The sequence below is a fragment of the Mesoplasma photuris ATCC 49581 genome (genome assembly GCF_000702725.1).
GTDB lineage: Bacteria > Bacillota_I > Bacilli_A > Mycoplasmatales > Mycoplasmataceae > Tullyiplasma > Tullyiplasma photuris.
In genome coordinates, this window is record NZ_JNJI01000002.1 from 63,675 (window position 1) to 83,106 (window position 19,432).

Annotated in this window: 15 protein-coding genes and 2 tRNA genes; 4 read left to right on the forward strand and 13 right to left on the reverse strand. The window is 26.9% G+C overall.

Annotated features, from left to right (window positions below):
* Positions 1 to 10: 10 nt before the first annotated feature.
* The 8 genes from gap to T347_RS0100325 form a co-directional block, all read right to left on the reverse strand.
* Positions 11 to 1,027, reverse strand: a complete 1,017-nt coding sequence (gap, locus tag T347_RS0100290; protein WP_031542096.1) for a type I glyceraldehyde-3-phosphate dehydrogenase — start codon at positions 1,025 to 1,027, stop codon at positions 11 to 13.
* Positions 1,028 to 1,113: 86 nt separating this feature from the next.
* The gene (locus T347_RS0100295; protein ID WP_051635996.1) at positions 1,114 to 2,004 is read right to left on the reverse strand and encodes an ATP-binding protein; all 891 of its coding nucleotides are present in this window, start codon (positions 2,002 to 2,004) and stop codon (positions 1,114 to 1,116) included.
* Between the two features lie 12 nt (positions 2,005 to 2,016).
* The gene (locus T347_RS0100300) at positions 2,017 to 3,237 is read right to left on the reverse strand and encodes a DnaD domain protein (protein ID WP_031542101.1); all 1,221 of its coding nucleotides are present in this window, start codon (positions 3,235 to 3,237) and stop codon (positions 2,017 to 2,019) included.
* 143 nt (positions 3,238 to 3,380) lie between these two features.
* On the reverse strand, positions 3,381 to 4,214 hold the full coding sequence (gene mutM, locus T347_RS0100305) for a DNA-formamidopyrimidine glycosylase (RefSeq protein WP_031542103.1): 834 nt from the start codon (positions 4,212 to 4,214) through the stop codon (positions 3,381 to 3,383).
* Between the two features lie 8 nt (positions 4,215 to 4,222).
* Positions 4,223 to 6,940 carry a DNA polymerase I gene (gene polA, locus T347_RS0100310; RefSeq protein WP_031542104.1) on the reverse strand — a complete coding sequence of 906 codons (2,718 nt, stop codon included), beginning with the start codon at positions 6,938 to 6,940 and terminating at the stop codon, positions 4,223 to 4,225.
* A gap of 12 nt (positions 6,941 to 6,952) precedes the next feature.
* Positions 6,953 to 9,907 (reverse strand): DNA polymerase III subunit alpha, encoded by a 2,955-nt coding sequence (dnaE, locus tag T347_RS0100315; protein ID WP_031542106.1) that lies wholly within the window; start codon positions 9,905 to 9,907, stop codon positions 6,953 to 6,955.
* 42 nt (positions 9,908 to 9,949) lie between these two features.
* Positions 9,950 to 11,161 (reverse strand): tRNA uracil 4-sulfurtransferase ThiI, encoded by a 1,212-nt coding sequence (gene thiI / locus T347_RS0100320; RefSeq protein WP_031542108.1) that lies wholly within the window; start codon positions 11,159 to 11,161, stop codon positions 9,950 to 9,952.
* Positions 11,161 to 12,936: a hypothetical protein gene (locus T347_RS0100325; RefSeq protein ID WP_031542111.1), complete on the reverse strand. Its 1,776-nt coding sequence runs from the start codon at positions 12,934 to 12,936 to the stop codon at positions 11,161 to 11,163. Before T347_RS0100325 ends, thiI begins: the two co-directional genes overlap by 1 nt.
* 243 nt (positions 12,937 to 13,179) lie before the next feature.
* Here T347_RS0100325 and rpsD point away from each other — a divergent pair, with 243 nt between their 5' ends.
* Positions 13,180 to 13,803: a 30S ribosomal protein S4 gene (rpsD, locus tag T347_RS0100330; protein ID WP_031542112.1), complete on the forward strand. Its 624-nt coding sequence runs from the start codon at positions 13,180 to 13,182 to the stop codon at positions 13,801 to 13,803.
* Between the two features lie 228 nt (positions 13,804 to 14,031).
* Here the strand turns inward: rpsD and tyrS are convergent, their stop codons facing one another.
* The 3 genes from tyrS to ytpR are packed head-to-tail and all read right to left on the reverse strand — an operon-like array spanning position 14,032 to position 16,926.
* On the reverse strand, positions 14,032 to 15,273 hold the full coding sequence (tyrS, locus tag T347_RS0100340) for a tyrosine--tRNA ligase (RefSeq protein WP_031542114.1): 1,242 nt from the start codon (positions 15,271 to 15,273) through the stop codon (positions 14,032 to 14,034).
* Between the two features lie 8 nt (positions 15,274 to 15,281).
* Positions 15,282 to 16,346: a nicotinate phosphoribosyltransferase gene (locus tag T347_RS0100345; protein ID WP_031542116.1), complete on the reverse strand. Its 1,065-nt coding sequence runs from the start codon at positions 16,344 to 16,346 to the stop codon at positions 15,282 to 15,284.
* The gene (gene ytpR, locus T347_RS0100350) at positions 16,336 to 16,926 is read right to left on the reverse strand and encodes a YtpR family tRNA-binding protein (protein WP_031542119.1); all 591 of its coding nucleotides are present in this window, start codon (positions 16,924 to 16,926) and stop codon (positions 16,336 to 16,338) included. The genes T347_RS0100345 and ytpR overlap by 11 nt, the downstream gene beginning before the upstream one ends.
* 86 nt (positions 16,927 to 17,012) lie before the next feature.
* On the opposite strand from ytpR, the gene T347_RS0100355 reads away from it, so the two are divergent.
* Together T347_RS0100355 and T347_RS0100360 are read left to right on the forward strand one after the other, a co-directional pair.
* Positions 17,013 to 17,846 (forward strand): DegV family protein, encoded by an 834-nt coding sequence (locus tag T347_RS0100355; RefSeq protein ID WP_031542121.1) that lies wholly within the window; start codon positions 17,013 to 17,015, stop codon positions 17,844 to 17,846.
* A 12-nt stretch (positions 17,847 to 17,858) separates the two neighbouring features.
* Positions 17,859 to 18,704, forward strand: coding sequence for a DegV family protein (locus tag T347_RS0100360; protein ID WP_031542124.1), 846 nt, complete (start codon positions 17,859 to 17,861; stop codon positions 18,702 to 18,704).
* A 49-nt stretch (positions 18,705 to 18,753) separates the two neighbouring features.
* On the opposite strand, the gene T347_RS0100365 is transcribed toward T347_RS0100360, so the two are convergent.
* Positions 18,754 to 18,828 (reverse strand) — tRNA-Trp (locus tag T347_RS0100365).
* 41 nt (positions 18,829 to 18,869) lie between these two features.
* Positions 18,870 to 18,945 (reverse strand) — tRNA-Trp (locus tag T347_RS0100370).
* Between the two features lie 121 nt (positions 18,946 to 19,066).
* On the opposite strand from T347_RS0100370, the gene T347_RS0100375 reads away from it, so the two are divergent.
* Positions 19,067 to 19,390, forward strand: a complete 324-nt coding sequence (locus T347_RS0100375; protein WP_031542126.1) for a hypothetical protein — start codon at positions 19,067 to 19,069, stop codon at positions 19,388 to 19,390.
* Positions 19,391 to 19,432 lie beyond the last annotated feature (42 nt).

Here is a 19,432-nt window from a genome sequence, read left to right on the forward strand (position 1 = left end):
GTACTTAAAATTATAATCCTGTGAAGTATCCAATTGTTCTTACTAATTGTGATACATATGATGATTCATTATCATATCATGAGTTAACTTTAACTAATTGTTTTCCATCTTGACCTAAAATAACTTTTGTCATTGTAGCGTCATAAATTGAACCAAATGATGATCCAATAACGTCTGAAGAAACGATTGGTTGAGTGTTGTATTTGATTGCTTTAGCTAAATCAGCATCTGCTGCAATAGCTTTTTTCATTGTATCGTTGATTAATTCAACTGAAACTTCTTTTTCAAATTCAACTGTTAAGTCAGTAATTGATCCTGTAATTGTTGGAACACGTAAAGCAGCTCCATCTAATTTACCTTTTAATTGAGGTAAAACTAATGAAACAGCTACAGCAGCACCTGTTGTTGAAGGGATAATGTTTGCCATAGCAGCACGTCCTCTTCTTAAATCAGCGTGTGGTAAGTCTAATAATTTTTGGTCATTAGTTACAGCGTGAACTGTTGTCATTAATCCTTTTTTAATTGTGAATGCTTCATCTAAAATTTTAGCCATTGGTGCTAAACAGTTAGTTGTACATGAAGCTCCTGAAATGATGATATCGTCAGCTGATAAATCTTTGTGGTTTACTCCGTAAACAACAGTTTTTAAATCACCAGTAGCTGGTGCTGAGATAACAACTTTTTTAGCTCCTGCTTCAACGTGTTGAGCAGCTGCTTCTTTTTTAGTATAGAATCCTGTTGATTCAACTACTAGATCAATTCCAAGTTCTCCTCAAGGTAAGTTTTTAGCTTCTCTTTCAGCGAAGATTTTTACTTCTTTTCCATCAACAATGATTGAATTTTCAGTAAATGAAATTTTTCCTTCTTGGAATTTTCCTTGTGCTGAATCGAATTCTAATAAGTACGCTAATGTTTTAGTATCTGTTAAGTCATTAACAGCAACAATATCAAAACCTTGGTTAAATAATTGTCTAAAAGTTAAACGTCCGATTCTTCCGAATCCATTAATAGCAATTTTTTTTGACATAATTAAATTTTCCTCTCTTATTTAATATACATAATTATTATATAACTTTATTTTGAAATATAGTATAAAAAAACAATCAAAAGGTTTTACACTCTATGATTGTTTCCTTTTAATTCAGCCTCATCTGCAAGTACTTTAATACGCTCCATAAATCTTTGTTGTTTTATTTTTTCTAGTGCTGAGTTATCATTTTTAATTGAATAGTTTTTTTCTAATTCATTCATACTAAAGTTTGAAGAAAAGAAAGTCATTTTTTTATTTTCCATTCTATAATTTAATATTGAAAATAAGAAATCATCTCTTCATCAAGTTGAAATAGATTCACCACCAATATCGTCTAAAAATAGAAATTCTGAATGTTTTAAAATAGAATTTAATGATTCGCTTTTTTTAGTTTTAACTTGATCGGTAAAACCTTCTTTCATGGTATTGATTAAATTACCAACACCAATAAAAGCAACTTTCCTTCCATTGGCAGCTAATGTATTTGCTAAAACTTTTAATAAGGTTGTTTTTCCAACTCCAGGAGTACCAAATAAATAAATACCTTTTCCAGTCTTGTTATTAATTTTTTTAAGTGCTGTTGATAAAAACATTTTTCTTTGTTCAATTTCGCTGTTAGAAAATTGATCATATGCTTCAACTTCTTTAATATATTGACCAGGTGATGCAATATTAAATGAATCGATATCATAATCTATATAATTAAAATTATTTTTTAGTTCAAAGTTTTTATTTTCAAATCTTCAATGTGCACATTTTTTTAAAGAAATATAAAAACGTTCGTTCTCATATTGTAAAGATGATCGATATCCTTTTGTTTTTTGTTTACATTCTGACATTGGACCAGCTTCACACAAAATATATTTATCAACAAAATCCTCTAAAACGAACTGGTTTCGTTTTAGAGTATCATCAGATATATTAAATTTTTCAATAACTCTAGCTACTGCTGGATTTTGTTTAATATGATCCATGTGATTCCTTTTCTATAATAATTTTTCTAGATTGTCCAATTCTTCTAAAGTTGTAGTTGTTGTCAAATCAATTGATTCATATTTTGATACGAATAAATCTTTATTAGTTTTTTCTTCTTTTATTAAAGGTTTTTTTGAATTTGTAATTTCTTTTAGAAATAACATAATTTCTTCAGTTGAGTGAATAGCATTTTCAACTAAAGTATCTGCAATTTTTTGTAAATAATTAGTAATGATTTTACCTTTATTTTTATAGAATGAATAATCAATTAAGCAATTCAGTGCTCCATCAGTTAATTTGTTTTGATCTTTAACTTCTTTTAAAGATTGGGTCATAATTGGTCCTGGTTTTTCTTCTAATAACTGTTCATAATATTCTTCAAAAGTAAAATTTTCAAATTCTTCTACTTTAATTAATTCATTCTTAGATAATTTTGTTTTTAATTTAACTTTTGGTTTAGCTAATTCTTTAGCAATTTCACTTTTAAAAATATTTTCATTAATAACTTTTGTTGCAAAATTATATGATTTTTCAATAATTAAAACCAATTCGATTTCAGTAAAAGTTTTAGCTCCTAATGCTGTTTCAATTAAAGAAATTGTTTGAGGATCTTCTAAACTAATTTGAAGATTTCTTTTATTTAAAAGTGAAGTTAAGGTTTTTTTATCAACAAATTTATCCATTAAATTTTTTCTTTTTCTTGAAATAATTACAGATGTGTATGCTGTTTTTAAATCATCAGAAATATCTTCTTCAAAAACTTCAGCGAAATTAGAAGTAATTTCTTCAAATTCATCTAAATCATTATGTAAAGAAGTTTCTATAAAAGTAAATTTGACTGCTTCATAATTTTCTTCACCCAATTTTTTAATTAAGGCACAATTGAATCATTCGTTATTTAAAAAATCTTGCGGAGATAATGGAGTTAAAATTTGAAATTTACGATTTTGGGTTTTTCTTGATATTGAAGTTTTAATTAATTTTAAAGCTTCTAATTTTTTCAAATTTTTGTCAAGTTGTTTTTCTGTACCGCTTGTTAATGCAATAAGCCTACCTAATTGGAATGATACTCCATATTTTTTCATGAACTTATATTCATCAACTAAAGTTAAATATAGACCAATTGCAGACGATCCCGCGATTGGCTGATAAAGTTTTATTAAAATAGAGGTATCAAATTCACTTATATGCTCATTACAAACAACATTATATTTAGCGTCTAGAAAGTTCATTTTTACCTCCATTTGTATATAACAATTATTCCACTAAAAATAATTTTTTTTGAGAATTTTTTCAACTTTTTAAATTATACATTTCAAAAAAAATCTAAACCTTTAATTTAATAAGGTTTAGATAAGTTTTCCACTTTTCCACATTAAAATTTTTGACATTTTGGACAATATTCAGTGCCTCTTCCATTAACTTTAGTAAATAAAATAGTTTCTCCACAAACAAGACAAGCTTGTTTTCTACGTGAGTGGACCATTAATTTATCTTGATAGTGTCCTGTTTCAGTTGCAGAAGATTTAAATGAGTGGAAAGTTGTTCCTCCCATTTCAATAGCCGCTAAAAGAATTTCTTTAGAATTTTGTAAAATTGCTTTTACTTCTTCGAGATTTAAAGAATCTGCTGATCTTTCAGGATTTACTTTAGACTTGAACAAAACTTCATTAACATAGATATTTCCAAGTCCTGCTAGCTTTTCTTGATCTAAAAGCAAGGTTTTAATTGCTTTTTTAGACTTTTTAGTAATTTTATATAAATACTCTGGAGTTGCTAAATCAGTTTGCATTGGAGTTGGACCTAATTTATGAATAGAACTCTTTGCAATGTAATCTTCTTTTGAATATAATTCCAAAGTTCCAAATTTACGTGAATCATAATATCTCAAAACTTGATTATTATCTAAATGAATTTGAGCTTCTAATCAACTTTCTTTAAACTGTAATTCATCTATTTCTTCAACAGATCATTTACCTTCCATTCTCAAATGAGAAACCATAACATGTGTATCTAATTCAATTAATAAGTATTTAGCAATGTTTGTTACACGTTGAATAGTTTGCCCTTTGATTATCGATTTAAATTCTTCTATACTAGGAGTTTTCAACAGTTTAGTATAGAAAATTTTCGAATCTAATATTTTTGTATTTTGAATCTTTTTATTTAAAATTTTTGCAACCGTGGTTACTTCTGGTAATTCTGGCATGTTTCCTCCTATTTTAGTTCAAATCAATTATTTCCGCTTGATTCAGAAACCTTAAGTTTAACTTTAACTTCTTGTTCAATATTAAATTGTTTAAACATAGAAATTAAAGCATCATTCATTAGTGCTTTTATTTTCACTATATGATCATTTTCGTCTTTATGAATTTCAAAAATAATTTCATCGTGAACTTGAGCAATCATTTTCGATTTAAGATTATTAGTTCTTAAATAGTTGTTAATATTTATCATTGCAACTTTTAAAATATCAGCAGCTGTTCCTTGTATTGGCATATTTACTGCAACTCTTTCACCAAATTGACGTAATAAATATTTGGTTGACTTTAATTCATCGATCAACCTTTTTCGATTAACTAATGTTGATGCATAATTAGTAGAATTTGCATTTGCGATCATTTCATTTTTAAAAGCTAAGATATCTGGGAAAGATTTATAATATGCTTCAATAAATATTTTTGCTTCAGGAATCGATATATTTAAATCTTGTGCTAAACCATAATCACTTAAACCATAAATAATACCAAAGTTAAAAACCTTAGCAATTCTTCTTTTATCTTCATCGACAATTTCATTTTGATCTAAATTAAAAATTTTACGAGCAGCTTCTGCGTGAACATCTCTATCTTCTATGAAAATATCAATCAAGCTTTTTTCATTTCCCATTTGTGCTAATACTCTTAATTCAATTTGAGAATAGTCGAATGAATAAAATTTATAATCTTTTTCAGTGACAAATATTTTACGAACTTGTTTTTGATCATTATCATGAACAGAAATATTTTGAACATTAGGTTCTGAAGAAGATAATCTTCCAGTATTTGTTAATGTTTGATTAAAAATGGTATGTATTTTTCCATCTTTAAAAATGTATTTTTCAAAACCTCTTAAATATGTTGAATATAGTTTTGAGAATTTTCGATGTTTAAGTAACAAAGGGATGATTGGATGATCATTTTTTAATTTATCTAAAACATCTTTCCCTGTGCTTCCTTTTGCTAGGTCTTTTAGCCCTAATTTAATAAATAAAAGTTCTTGAATTTGTTTTGGAGATTGGAAATTGAAAGATTCTCCAACAAAATCTTTAATCATTTCTTTCATTTCACTTTCGACTTCATTCAATTTTGCAAGTATATAAATTGTTTGAGCTTTTAGTTCTTTCTTATCAATATTAATTCCGTTTTGTTCCATTTCAAATAAAACAAATGCAAAAGGTAAATCGATTAAGTTATATAAATCAAATTGTTCTGTTTTTATCATTCTTTCAATTGCGTTTTGTTTTGTTTTGTTAATAATGAAAGCTTTTTTAGAAATAAATTCAGCTTTTTTATCTATATCAATTTCAGAATTTTTCTTAACTCCTCTACCAAAAATGAACTCATCTTCGATGATGTTTAAATCAGGAGAAATAACTCTTGTATGAGATGAGATATTAGATTTAACATTGGCATCAATTGTGTAACCAGCAATCATCATGTCATAAACAAAACTTTTTATTGAAAAATCATATCCAGAATTTTTAAGTAAAGTTAGTGTAGCTTTGATATCATAAGTATTTTTTAATTTAGTTTCGTCTTTTAGAAATTCGCTTAATGCATCATCAAATGAGCTGATGATTTCAGTATTGAAAATACTCAATTGTTGTTGAGCTGGTTTAACATCAATAAAAAAGTTTCCATTATCATTTGAAATTCCATATCCCACTATTTTAGAAGTGTGGTAATTTTCATCCAGTGTTTGAATGTAAATTGAGTTTTCTAAGCATTCTAAAGATCTATCTCATTTTTTTAAAATTTTATATTTAATAATTTCTTCAGAATTAATACCTTCAGCCCTTGTTGATAATCTTTTTACTAAAGAATACATTTCGTATTTTTTTAAAAATTCTATCAGAGGATAAACAGAGATATTTAAAGGTCTAAATTTTAAATTATCGATATGAATATCTGTTGATATAGTTGCAATTTTTTTACATAAATATGCAGATTCTTTACCAACTTCAAGTTTATTCTTAAGAGTCCCTTTGATATTTTCAATATTTTCATAAATAGATTCAATAGTACCATATTCAGTAACTAGTTTGATGGCTGTTTTTTCACCGACACCTTCAACTCCTCTTAAATTATCTGATGGGTCACCCATCAAACCTTTTAAATCACAAACTTGAGTTGGTGTACATTTTCATTTTTCAAATAATTCATCAAAACTGTATTCTTTTAAATCACTTGTACCAGAAATTGGTAATAGAATTTTAGTTTGATCAGAAATTAATTGAAACATATCTTTATCTGATGTTAAAATTTCGATTTCATAATCAGTACCTAAATTAGTTTCAATATATTTTGAAAGAGATCCAATGATGTCATCAGCTTCAATGTTCTCTAATTCATATCAATCAATTCCTGCTGCATCTAAAAATTCTCTAACCATTGCAAATTGGGGAATTAAATCTTCTGGTGTTTCTGATCTACCAGCTTTATAATCTTCAAGCATATCATGTCTAAACGTTTTTTTGCCAGCATCAAAAGCAACTTTAACATCATAGTAATCTCTTCTATCTAAGAGAGAAGTTAGCATATTTGCAAAAGAATAAATTGCATTTGTAGGAATTCCTGTTGATGTTCTTAAAATATTTCCTTTATATGCTCCAGCGAAATATGCTCTAAACAATAATGAATTTCCATCTACTAGTAGTATTTTTTTTGATCCCATTGTTTCTCTTTTCTATTTTTTTACTATTTTAACAATTTTATTAAAGACTGCCTTTACATTTTGATTGTATTTTTCAATTTTTATTTCTAAAATCAAAATCATATCTAATGTTAAATCATATTTAATATTTTCAAAACTCGATGAGAATATTGTCATGTCAATCGAGTCAGTATTATCTGTTAATTTAACAAATGCCATTTCCAAATTGTTTTTATCTTTGATAATTTTTATATCTTCTACTCTAACCAAAATATTACATGTTTGGATTTTATTTTTTGCAACAATTAAATCGACTGGTTTAGATATAGCGTTTTCATTTTTGAATCTGATAATTGGATCACCATTAATATAAAAACCATACATTTCTTTTTCAAACTCAGATATCAACATTTCATCAATTGTTATTTCATCTAATAATAAAGGAAATTTTGCTAACGGATCATCAATTCCCGTTGTTGCTTGAGCTTTATTATAAATTGCATCAATATTTTCTAATATCGTTAATCTATTATAACCAAAATTATCAAAAACTCCCGCTTTTGCTAACAATGCAAATTTTGATTTAGTAAGACCTTTATTGTGCATAAAAGTTATAAATAATGTTAAGTTTTCAAAAACATCAGAATTTAATTGATGGGCTTCTCTAAATATTTTTACCATTTCTCTTGAAATACCTTTAATTGAAGTTAGAGGCATAAAAATAACTTTATTTGATGGTACATAACCAAAATTAATGCTTTTAACGGTTGGTGTTTTTATTTTAATTCCATATTGATTTAATTCTTTAATATATTGATTTGTTTTAACACTGTCACCAATTACTGAATTTAATAGTGAACTGTAAAATTCTTCAGTGTAATGGGTTTTAAAATATGCCAATCAATAACTTATTAAAGAATATGCAATTGAATGTGACTTATTGAAACCATATTCAGCAAATTTAGATATTCACTGTCAAATGGTAATTGCTTTTTCTTCGGTGTAACCATTTTTGATAGCTTCTAATAAAAATTCTTGGTGCACTGAATTCATATATTCATAATTTTTCTTACCCATAGCTCTACGAACAACATCAGCTTTTGCTAATGAAAAATTAGCGACTTTTTGCAACATTTGAATTACTTGTTCTTGATAAACAATAATTCCATAAGTTGGTCTTAATATTTCTGACAAACTTTCATCAATTAAATAATTATTTAAATTAGAATTTTTTCTTTTTAAATATTCTGGGATGAATTCTTGCGGTCCTGGTCTATATAATGCAGAAACTGTTGAAATATCTTCTAAAGAATTGACTTTCATTTGCATAGCTAAATTTGTCATTCCTTCTGATTCAAGTTGAAAAATACCACTTGTGTTCCCTTTTTGCAATTCATTAAATGTTGCTTGATCATTTAAAGGAATTTTTCGTAAATCAATTGATAATTTTCTAGTTCTTAAAACAGTTGCCCTAATTTCTTGAATGGTTCTTAAATTTTTTAGTCCTAGTATATCCATTTTAATTAGACCTAGATCTTCTAAAAAATTCATATCATATTGTGTTTGATTAATACCGTTGTAACCAATTTTAATAGGTAATATTTCCCTTAAGTCTTTATCACTTAAAATAATACCAGCAGCATGTGTACCTGTTTGTCTTGGTAAAGAATTTAATTTTTTAGCTACACTAAAAATTTCTGGATAAACTTTAGAATACATTTTTAGTTTTTCGTTATTAGCAATTATTTCATCTGGTGATTGATCATTTTTAACTGGAGCATGTTTTGTAATTTCGTTCATCAATGATACTTCATGACCAAAAAAACGACCAACATCTTTTAAAGCCATTTTCATACCAATTGTTTGGTATGTTACGATTGTTCCAACATTATAAACACCATATTTTTCAAATAAATATTCAATAACCAAATCTCTTCTATCATCTTGAAAATCAATATCTATATCTGGAAGTGTAATACGTTCAGGATTTAAAAAACGTTCAAATAATAAATCAAATTTCAAAGGATCAACTTCGGTAATATTTAATAAAAATGATACTAAACTACCAGCTGCTGAACCTCTTCCCGGACCAACTATTATTCCGTTATCTTTGGCAAATTTAACATAATCTCAAACTACTAAAAAATAATCATTAAAATTCATCGAATTAATAACTTCTAATTCAAAATCTAATCTATTTAAATACTCTTGCTCACTTTTAACAGGACTAAAATTTGATAAATACATCTTTAAATTGTTAAGACATAATTCTCTCATGAAAGTTTTGCTTGGCATATTATTTGGTGTTTTATATTTGATGAAGTGCTGTTCATTATTTTCAAAAATATTTAGATTTACTTTTGATGCAATTAAATTAACCAAACTGTTATGATTATCAAAATTATAATTTCTTAAATCTTCATTTTTGGGATAATGCGCTTTTTCAACTAAAATATGATCATTAATCGTTAAATTGTTTTTTATACCCATCAAAACTTTGAAATCTTGAAATTCTTCATTATAGAAATAATTTATATCTCTAAAATATATTTTTGCATTGTTTGTATTAATAAAATTTTCATTTCCAACAATATTTATTATTTGTTCATCTAAATTATTAAAATTTGAAATAACAAAAATATTAGAATTAATATTTTTAAACATTAATTCAATTTTTTGTTCATTAGTCATTTTATTTGAAGATAACTTTGATGAAATAAATAAAATCTTTTTATAACCATCAGAATTTAAAGGATACAGATTGATTTTAAATTCTTCAAGCATGATTGTTATACCAATTATCGGTTTAATATTTACAGCTGTAGCTTTTTTAACAAATTCTGCAACTCCATACATTGTTTCTTTTTCAGAATAAAATAATACATTCAAATTATTGGTTTGAGCAAATGAAATATAATCATCTATTTTAATAAATGATTCTTGAAAATTATATGCTGATCTAATATTAAAATGAGAAATATAATTCATCGTGCTCCTCTCTAAACCGAAAAATTAACGTTGCCGTTAATTTTATTCTTCAGTTTTTATTATTTTTTCAACTTTAGTGAATTCACCATCTTTAAAAACAAATTCTTCAATGAAATTTTCGATAGTATAGTCTAAAATTTCATTTCACATAATCGCATTTTCTTGTGCTTCAGCAACTCACATTTTTGGTTTTGTTACTGGGTTTTTAGGAACAAACAAAGAACACGCATCATCAAATGGAAGAATTGATGTTTCATAAGTATTGATAAATTTTGAAATTTCAATAATTTCTTCTTTATCATAAGTTAATACCGGTCTTAAAATAGGATAAATACTTGTAGCGTTAATTACATTTATACTATCAATAGTTTGTGAAGCTACTTGACCTAAACTTTCTCCAGTTATAATGCCTTTAATTTTATTTTTTCTTGCTAGTTCATTAGCGATTCTCATAAACATTCTTCGCATAATAGTTATTTTGTAACTTTCATCCGGAATATGATTCAATTCTTCTAAAAGCATTGTGAAATTACATACATACAATTTGAATTGATTTGAATTATAACGAGAAGTTTTTTTAGCTAACTCAAAAACTTTGTGTAAAGCTTTTTCATTTGTGTGAGGTGGTGTCATAAAATGTAAAAAATCTACATGCATTCCACGCTTCATTGTTAAAAAAGAAGCGACAGGAGAATCTATTCCTCCACTTAATAGTGATAATCCTTTTCCAGAAACTCCAACAGGTAAACCTTTTAATGCTGAAATTCTTGAATCAAAAATGTCTACATGATCTTTTTTAACAACAATTTCAATTTTTAAGTCAGGATTATGAACATCAACAATCAAATCACCAATCTCTCTCAAAACTTTTGGAGCAATCGTTTGTTTCATTTCAGTTGAAGTCATTGCAAAAGATTTATCTTTTCTTGTAGCTTCTAATTTGAAGCGTTTTTTATTGGATTTTTTAGCGATTTCAATAACAGCTTTAGTAATTGCATCAATATCTTTTTTTGTTTTTTCAACAACAGAAATTGAGTAAATACCGAAAACAGTTTGTAACTCTGCTACAACATGGTCAACAATTTCAGCATCGACCTCTAAAGTTAAAGAATTATTGTCTCTAATGTATTGAACTTGATCCTTATATCTTTTTAATTTGAACTTTATATTTTGAATCAATTTTTGAATAAAGACGTTTCGATTACCACCTTTTAAAGTTAATTCTCCGTATCTTATTAATATGTTTTTTTTCATTATCTTCCCATTTCCCTTCTTAAACTTTCTAGAGTTTTTATAGACTTATTAATCATTTCTATTGGTGAAAGAGTTTCATAATCATAAATCATATCATCAATTGTGCTTTGAGCCATTGTTTCATCAAATTTTGCCAAATATGCAGTTGTGTATCCAATTATTTCGTTTGCAAAAACATCTAATGAAACAATCATAATTAACTGATTAAATATTGTTCTTAATTGAGAACCCACTAATAAGTCCATTTCTTTTTCTAGTGATCTTAATTTACCTAAACTAATTTTTATATCAGAATTCTTAATTGAATTTTCGATCGATTTCAAATCTTTTTCAATTGCTATAATTTTTTCTGTATATTCTTTTTTTCTAATGATTGAATCGTATTTATCAACTATTAAATCTATTGTGTGAATCATTTCATAATTTTCATTGATTAGGTTTTCAAAATCATTCATTTTATCTTCTTTAGATGCTAAATCTTGCATAACATCTTGATATTTAATAAAAATGAATTTGATTGTTGAAATTACTTTTGATAAATCTATTTTAAATTCATCCATATCAAAAGAATTTTTATTTCTTCTTTCATTTAAATCATCAAAAGTAGTAATTGTATCGAAAGTTATTTTTTTAAGATCGCGTAATAATTTTTCGCGTTTTTTTAAATCTTCTGGTAGTAAATCATTTCTATTATAAGCAATCATTTCTGAAACAGAGTTATAAATTGTTGAATTAAGTGCGTTTAAATAACCATAAATATCTTTTTGGTTTTTATTGAAAAACATTTGAATTTGTTCATAAAAATAAAATGTGTTTTTGAAAATTTTAATATCTGATAATAACGCATCTAATTTAACTACAGCCTCTACTCACAATCTGTCATTTGTTTGTCTTAATTCAGATTTAATTTGTAACAAGTCCTTTTCAAATTTAAAGATTCGATTTCTTTGAATTTCAATTGAAGGATCACTTTTAATTTTGTGCTCAATTCCTTCTAAAATATATTCTCCATTTGAAATACCATCAAAAATATTGCAGTGAAAAGAAATGTTGTCATAGATTTTTTTGAAATCATCTAAAAATGATTGATCATGAACAATATTTAATAAATAAGAATCTATTTCCAAAGAAAGTTTTTTTCATGAATAAATTAATTGTGATTTAAATTTATCAAAAGTATTCCCTTCAGACATTTGTCTTTGATCATCAGGAAATTTTTTTACAAAAAGATCGATATCTTCAATACCTTTGTAAATGTTAATTTTTTCATCTTGGAGTTTTTTTATGTAGTCAAAAATATAACGCATATCTTTATCAATTGCATCAAGTTCTAAATTATCATTTTCAATTTTTTTTGATAACAAATTTACTTGTTTAATAAGACTTGGAGTAATAATTTTTCTTGTTCTTAAATTTTGTAATACCGTTGTTAATTCTAAAGCATTTTCTTCATATCTATTTTCAATAATATTTATGTATTGTGCGTATCACTTATGAACAGCACCACTTAACGATTTCATTGAAGGAACAATATTATTATTTTTCTGAGCTAAAAAACGACGTAATAGTTTAATTTTTTTAAATAGAGGACTATATCTTTGATCATCTAATCTGTTAATTGATCTTAATACTTTTTGGAAAATATTTTTATAAGTTATTAAATAAATAATAGATAAAATAATTATTACAAATGCAACTGAAAAAATTACAATTGCAATTATGTTTGATGTAGGAAGTTTACCCTGAATATCTCATGCCAAAATTGTTTTATTCATAGTGCCCCCTTTTCTATAAGATTATAACAAAATTAAAGAGTTTAAAAATGGTGTTGAACAACTAAAAAAATAAGTTATAATTAAATAGTTATTTACATATATCTGCATTTAAATATACATTAAACACCGTCTAACACTTTATTTAAAGTAACTCTTGGCAGTAAGAGCGAATCGTTAGACAGATTAATGTAGAATTTAAACAAATATTTTAATTAACACGAAAAATTGAATAGGAGACTTTTTATGTCAAGATACACTGGATCAACATTTAAAAAAGCTCGTCGTTATGGTTTTTCAATTCTTGAAAATGGGAAAGAATTCTCAAAAGGTAAAAAAAGAGTAACTACACCTGGACAACATGGTAAAGATAAAGCAAGAATCAAAATGTCTGGATATGGTTCACAATTACAAGAAAAACAAAAAGTTAAATTTATGTATGGTGTTTCTGAAAGACAATTCAGAAACACATTCTCAAAAGCTAAAAAAATCCATGGTGGAATTTTAGGGGAAAACTTCTTAGTTCTTTTAGAATCAAGATTAGATAATATTGCTTTCCGTTTAGGATTTGCTATGACAAGACAAGGTGCAAGACAATTAGTTAACCACGGTCACGTTTTAGTAAATGGTAAAAAAGTTGATATTGCATCATACCAAGTTAAACCTGGAGATGAAATTGAAGTTAAAGAATCAATGAAGAAAAACGATAAAATTTTAGAAGCATTACAAAATAATGAATCTACAGTTGAATTCGTAAAAGTTGATAAAGCTAATGTAAAAGGAACTTTTGTTAGAATACCTGAAAGAAAAGAATTGAATAACGAAATTAACGAAGCTTTAATCGTTGAATGATACAACCGTTTAGTTTAATCACTAAACTTAAAAATACAGCAAATGCTGTATTTTTTTATTCATTTTAATAATAAAAAAGCAGCGAGAGAAACCGCTGCATCAAATAATTTAAATATTGACAGTGAGAGAATGTCTGTCTAAATTTAAGGCTTATTTAGAAATAAAAGAACTTGGGTGTGGTATTACCACACTTTAATAATACCTTTTTTCCAAAAAAAGTAAATATTTTTGGAAAAATTTTTGAAATTATTTTTGAATAATTCCGAAATATTTCTTTTTACCTTTTTTAACGAAAATAAATTTGTTATGAACTGGATTTATTGAGTCTAATAAATCATTTTCATTTTCTAAAACGATATCATTTAATGTAATTGCTTTTGCTACAATAAATTCTCTAGCTTCACGTTTAGAACTTGCTGCTCCAACTTCAATAATTGCATCGATTAATGTCGAATCTTTACTAATCTCTTTTGATGGAATAGCACTGAACGCGATTGTTAATAATTCTTGGTCTAACTCAGTTACTTTACCTTCGAAGAATGCTTCAGTGATTTTTAACGCCTTTTCTAATCCATCTGTTCCATGAACAAATGTTGTAATTTCTTCAGCTAAACGTTTTTGAGCCATTCTTTTAAATGGTTCTTTTTTGTGTTCATTTAATAAAGCTTCGATTTCGTTTTGCTCTAAAAATGTTAAGAATTTTAACATTTTTTCACAATCAGCATCATCTTGATTTAATCAAAATTGGTAGAACTCATATTCACTTGTTTTGCTTGGATCTAATCAAACAGCACCTGATTCAGATTTACCAAATTTATTACCATCAGATTTAGTTAATAGTGGGATTGTAAATCCTGCAGCTTTTGAATTTGCTTGTCCAATTTTTGAATTGATGTAATCTGTACCTGAAGTGATGTTTCCTCATTGATCAGAACCACCAATTTGCACTTTACAGTCCATTTCTGAATATAAATTTCAGAAATCATAAGCTTGTAGCATTGTGTATGAAAATTCTGTAATTGATAAACCAGTCTCGATTCGAGTTTTAATAGATTCTTTAGCTAATAAATAACTTAAGTTGAAATCTTTACCAACATCTCTTAAAAATTCTATTAAAGTCATTTTTTTCAATCAATCTGCATTATTTGCAAAAGTAACATTTGGAATGATTTTTACCATTTGTGACATGATACCTTTAACATTTTCATCGATTTGTTCGATAGTTTGAAGTTGGCGTTCACCAGCTTTAAATGAAGGATCACCAATCATTCCTGTTCCACCACCCATTAAGAAAATTGGCTTAAAACCTTGTCTACCAAATCTTTCTAAAGTGACGATCATCATTAAATGACCAACATGTAATGAGTCTGCTGTTGGATCAAATCCACAATATACTGCACTTCCACTTTTTTGTGCTTCAATTAATTTTTCTTCATTTGTTATTTGTTTGACTAATCCACGTCAATTTAATTCTTCAATAATTGTCATATATTCTCCTATTCAACTTTCTTTAATCTATCTGATTCAATGTTTTTACGACCAACTTTAGCTTCTGGTTTTCCATCAATCAAAACAGCATCACCAGTAAATCCTATATTTACTTTTGCAAGCGATCCACCCATTCCATAAATATCTACTGGAATGTTATTTGCTTCAAAATAAGCAATTTTTTCAGCATCAAAAGATGATGAAACTATTATTTTTACATGATTATGACCAGCAGCATCAAGAGCTTTTCTAACTTCAGTTACTAAATATTCACTTACACCATTTAATTTAGCATCAACTGGATATTTATCTTTATTTTCTTCAAGAAATTTATCAGTCATATTTGCACCAGTATCTAAACGTACTGCTCATAATTTTTTGCCAAAATAATTAGCAACTTTTACAGCATCATTAACACAATCGTTATTATAGTCTACAAGTGATAATAAATTATTATTTGGAAAAACTTCAGCAAATGCTTTGGTAGCTTCTAAGATGTCACCACCAAATGATTGAATTAAAGCATGTGGCATTGTTCCTGATGGTGCTTTAACTTCTGCATCATCAATATATTCGATTGCAGCCTCTGTTACAAATGTTCTGAATCCACCAACATATGATGCATATCCATCGCTTGGCAATGTTGAGTAGTAATCCGCTCTATCTAACATGTTTAAAAGTGGTTTTCCATTAGCAGCATCAACAATTCTTCTTGAGTTAGTAGCAATTGATGAGTTTCTAGCTAAAATTCCATCAATCATTCCTTCTAATCAACCATAATCTTGATATCTACCCATTATTTTTAAAACTGGTTCTAATGGTTGAACAATATCACCATCATTTAAAGCTCATATTTTTAGGTCATCAAAATTATGTGCTGCATATTTTAATAGCGCAATTGATTCATCAATACCACATAAAACAGTGTTGTCTTTTCTTTGAAAAAATTGCATTGTTACAATTTGATTTGGTTTATATTTTGCAATAATTTCGTTTGTTTTTTTAAAATAATCTGCGATAAAATATCCATCTTTAACTCTAGGATCAAATTTAAAATTTTTTTTATTTGGCATTGTGATATCCTCAAAAACTTTCTCCAACAACTCCATCTGTTAATTCAATAATTCCAGAGTCATTATAAACTCCTTCTTCAATACCTAATTCTTTAGCACTACATAACATTCCAAATGAGTCAATTCCCCTAAGTTTACCTTCAACAATTCTCATTCCATTAGGCATTCATGATCCAACTGTGGCAACCACAACTTTTAAGTCTTTCTGTGCATTTTTAGCACCACAAACGATTTGTTGAGTTTCATTTCCTAAATCAACTAAACATTTATGTAAATGAGTTCCTTCAATATCTTCAATTTCAATAATTTGGCCAATTCTAAATTGAACATTATTTTCTAATTTATAAATACCATTTAAACGTTTATTTAAATAATTAATAACTGTAGGATTTTCTGAACATAAAACACTTTCAATACTTATTTCTACATCAAAAACATTAAAACCAATAATCTCATCATTGTGTTTTAAAATTGCAATTCCATTTTCTTCAATAAAATTATTAACGGTGTTTTTTTCATCAACACTAATCATTAAAACATTAAATTGTTTATTATAAAAAATTCCTACTTTATTATTCATTATTTTTCTCCATTACACTTTATTTAAATTATAAACAATTTCATTGTATAATATTACAAATAATTAAATAAGAGGAGACACAGTGTATGAGAATAGCTATCTTAACAGATTCAGCTTATGATGGTAAAGCATCGAGTTTCAAAGACTTATATGTTATACCACTTATGATAACGACCGAGGATAATCAATCAATTTATGATAACGATGATTTATCTCGAGATGAATTTTATGAATTACTATCAAAACAAGGATTAAAAACTTCACAAACAACGCCTGGAGATATGATGGCGATGTGAGATAAATTATTAGTTGATTATGATCAAGTAATCTTTGCAGGAATCTCATCAGGATTAAGTGGACAATTTAATACTATGAGAATGTTAAGTGAAACTGAAGAAGCGTACAAAGGAAGAGTTTTTGTATGTGATACAAAAGGAGTTTCAATTGTTTTACAAAACGTAATTAAAAATATTGCCTTTTGAATTGCAGAAAATAAAACAGGATTTGAAATATTAGAACTTGTAAATGAATTATCAAAAAATTTTACATCATTTATTATTCCAAAAAATTTAGAGACACTGAAGCGTGGTGGGAGAATTTCACCAGCAGCTGCAGGACTAGCTAAAATGTTAAAAATAGTTCCTATTTTAAGATATGACGGATCAATTGATAAAGAAACAACAGCAAGAACATTCAAAAAAGCAATTCATGAGTCTTTAAACTTAATTAAAAAACAACATAAAGGTATTAAAAAAATCGATTTAGCTTACTCTAGATTAGATGAAATTGAATTAGAAACAATCATTGAAATGATTGAAAGTGAAGGTTTGAAAGTAAACTTATGTAGTGAGTTAACTAAAGTAATTTGTGCTCATACTGGTAAAAATACAGTGGCATTAGTTGGATGAAATGATTTATAGGAGGCCAAAATTATGAAAATTGGTATTTTAGTAGATAGTGCTTCAACAAGCACACCAAAAGTTTTTGAAGGAACAAACATTAGATGAATTCCTTTACATATAACATTCCCAGACAATAGTGATATTTTAGATATTACTGAAGCTGTGGAAAAAAATAATGTTTATAAAAGATTAGAAAATGGTGAAGATCTTAAAACTTCACAAGCCAGTCCTGGTGAATTAGAAAATAAATATATTGAATTATTAAAAGAATTCGATCATTTAATTCATATTCCAATTACAGGAAACTTATCATCAATGTTACAAACAGCATTTATGGTCGCAAATGATGAACAATTCGAAGGAAAAGTAACAGTTTATCCAAATTATGAATTAGCTGCTCAAGCGATTAAAGAAGCTGCCTTATATTTAAATAAATTAATTGCTAATAACGATGTTAAAACACCTAAAGAAGCAATTGCTGCTATTGATGAGTTTGTAGAATCAGTTTACATCGGAATGATCCCTGGTGATTTAAGAAAATTAGCTAGCAGTGGTCGTTTAAGATTTATGGCTAGTGTGTTAAATTTCTTAAAAACAAAAACTTTAATTCGTTGAGGATCTAAACCTGAAAAAGAAGGCATGAGTAGAACTTATGGTGCTCTTGTTGAAAAAATAATTGACAATATGAAAAATTATCCAGCAACATCAAAATTGATATTTTTAAGAACTCCTTTTACAAGTAGTAAAACTTACAATACTATAGTTGAGGCTTTAAAAGAAGCAAAAATTAACTTTGCAGAAGAATTTGTGCCATCAATTTACACAGTTCATGCTGGTGTTGAAACGGTTGGTTTTATTATTGTTAAAATTTATTAATCAAAAAACACACATGATTAAATCATGTGTGTTTTTGTTTATAAAATATTGGCAGGGATGAAAGGAATCGAACCCTCAACGCTTGGTTTTGGAGACCAACGTTCTACCATTGAACTACATCCCTAGAAAATAAAATCGCACAAAGTGCGATTTTTATATTTTTATTGGCAGGGGCAACAAGACTCGAACTCGTGACACTCGGTTTTGAAGACCGATGTTCTACCAACTGAACTATGCCCCTATATCAACTTTAATATTATAACAATAAAAATAATTTAAGTGAATAGTGGGAAAGAAAAATAGGTTTTTTTATGCAAATGATAGCTTTGTTATATATAATAAAAATTAATAGGAGGTATTTTATGATGAATTTATTTAAAAGTAATGATTTTAATTCTAATGGTACTGTTCAAACAGCAGAAAATGCTACATCGGGATTAAGTCATACTGGAGCTATATGAATGTTATGTGCTGGAATCTTATGTATTTTTGTAGGAATTGCTTTAGTTTTCTTATATAGATCTAAAAGAATTACTAAAAAAAGAGCTGAGCAAAATTCATTTAAATTAATACCTGGTCGTTATAAGGTTTTTGATTTTTGAATTGGATATGCTTATGTTTTTGGATTTGTAGTATGTTTTATCGCAGCAATAGTTTTAATTCCGGTTGCTGCTGGTGCTCTTTAATTTTAATAGTCTCAAAATGAAAAATCATTTTGAGACTATTTT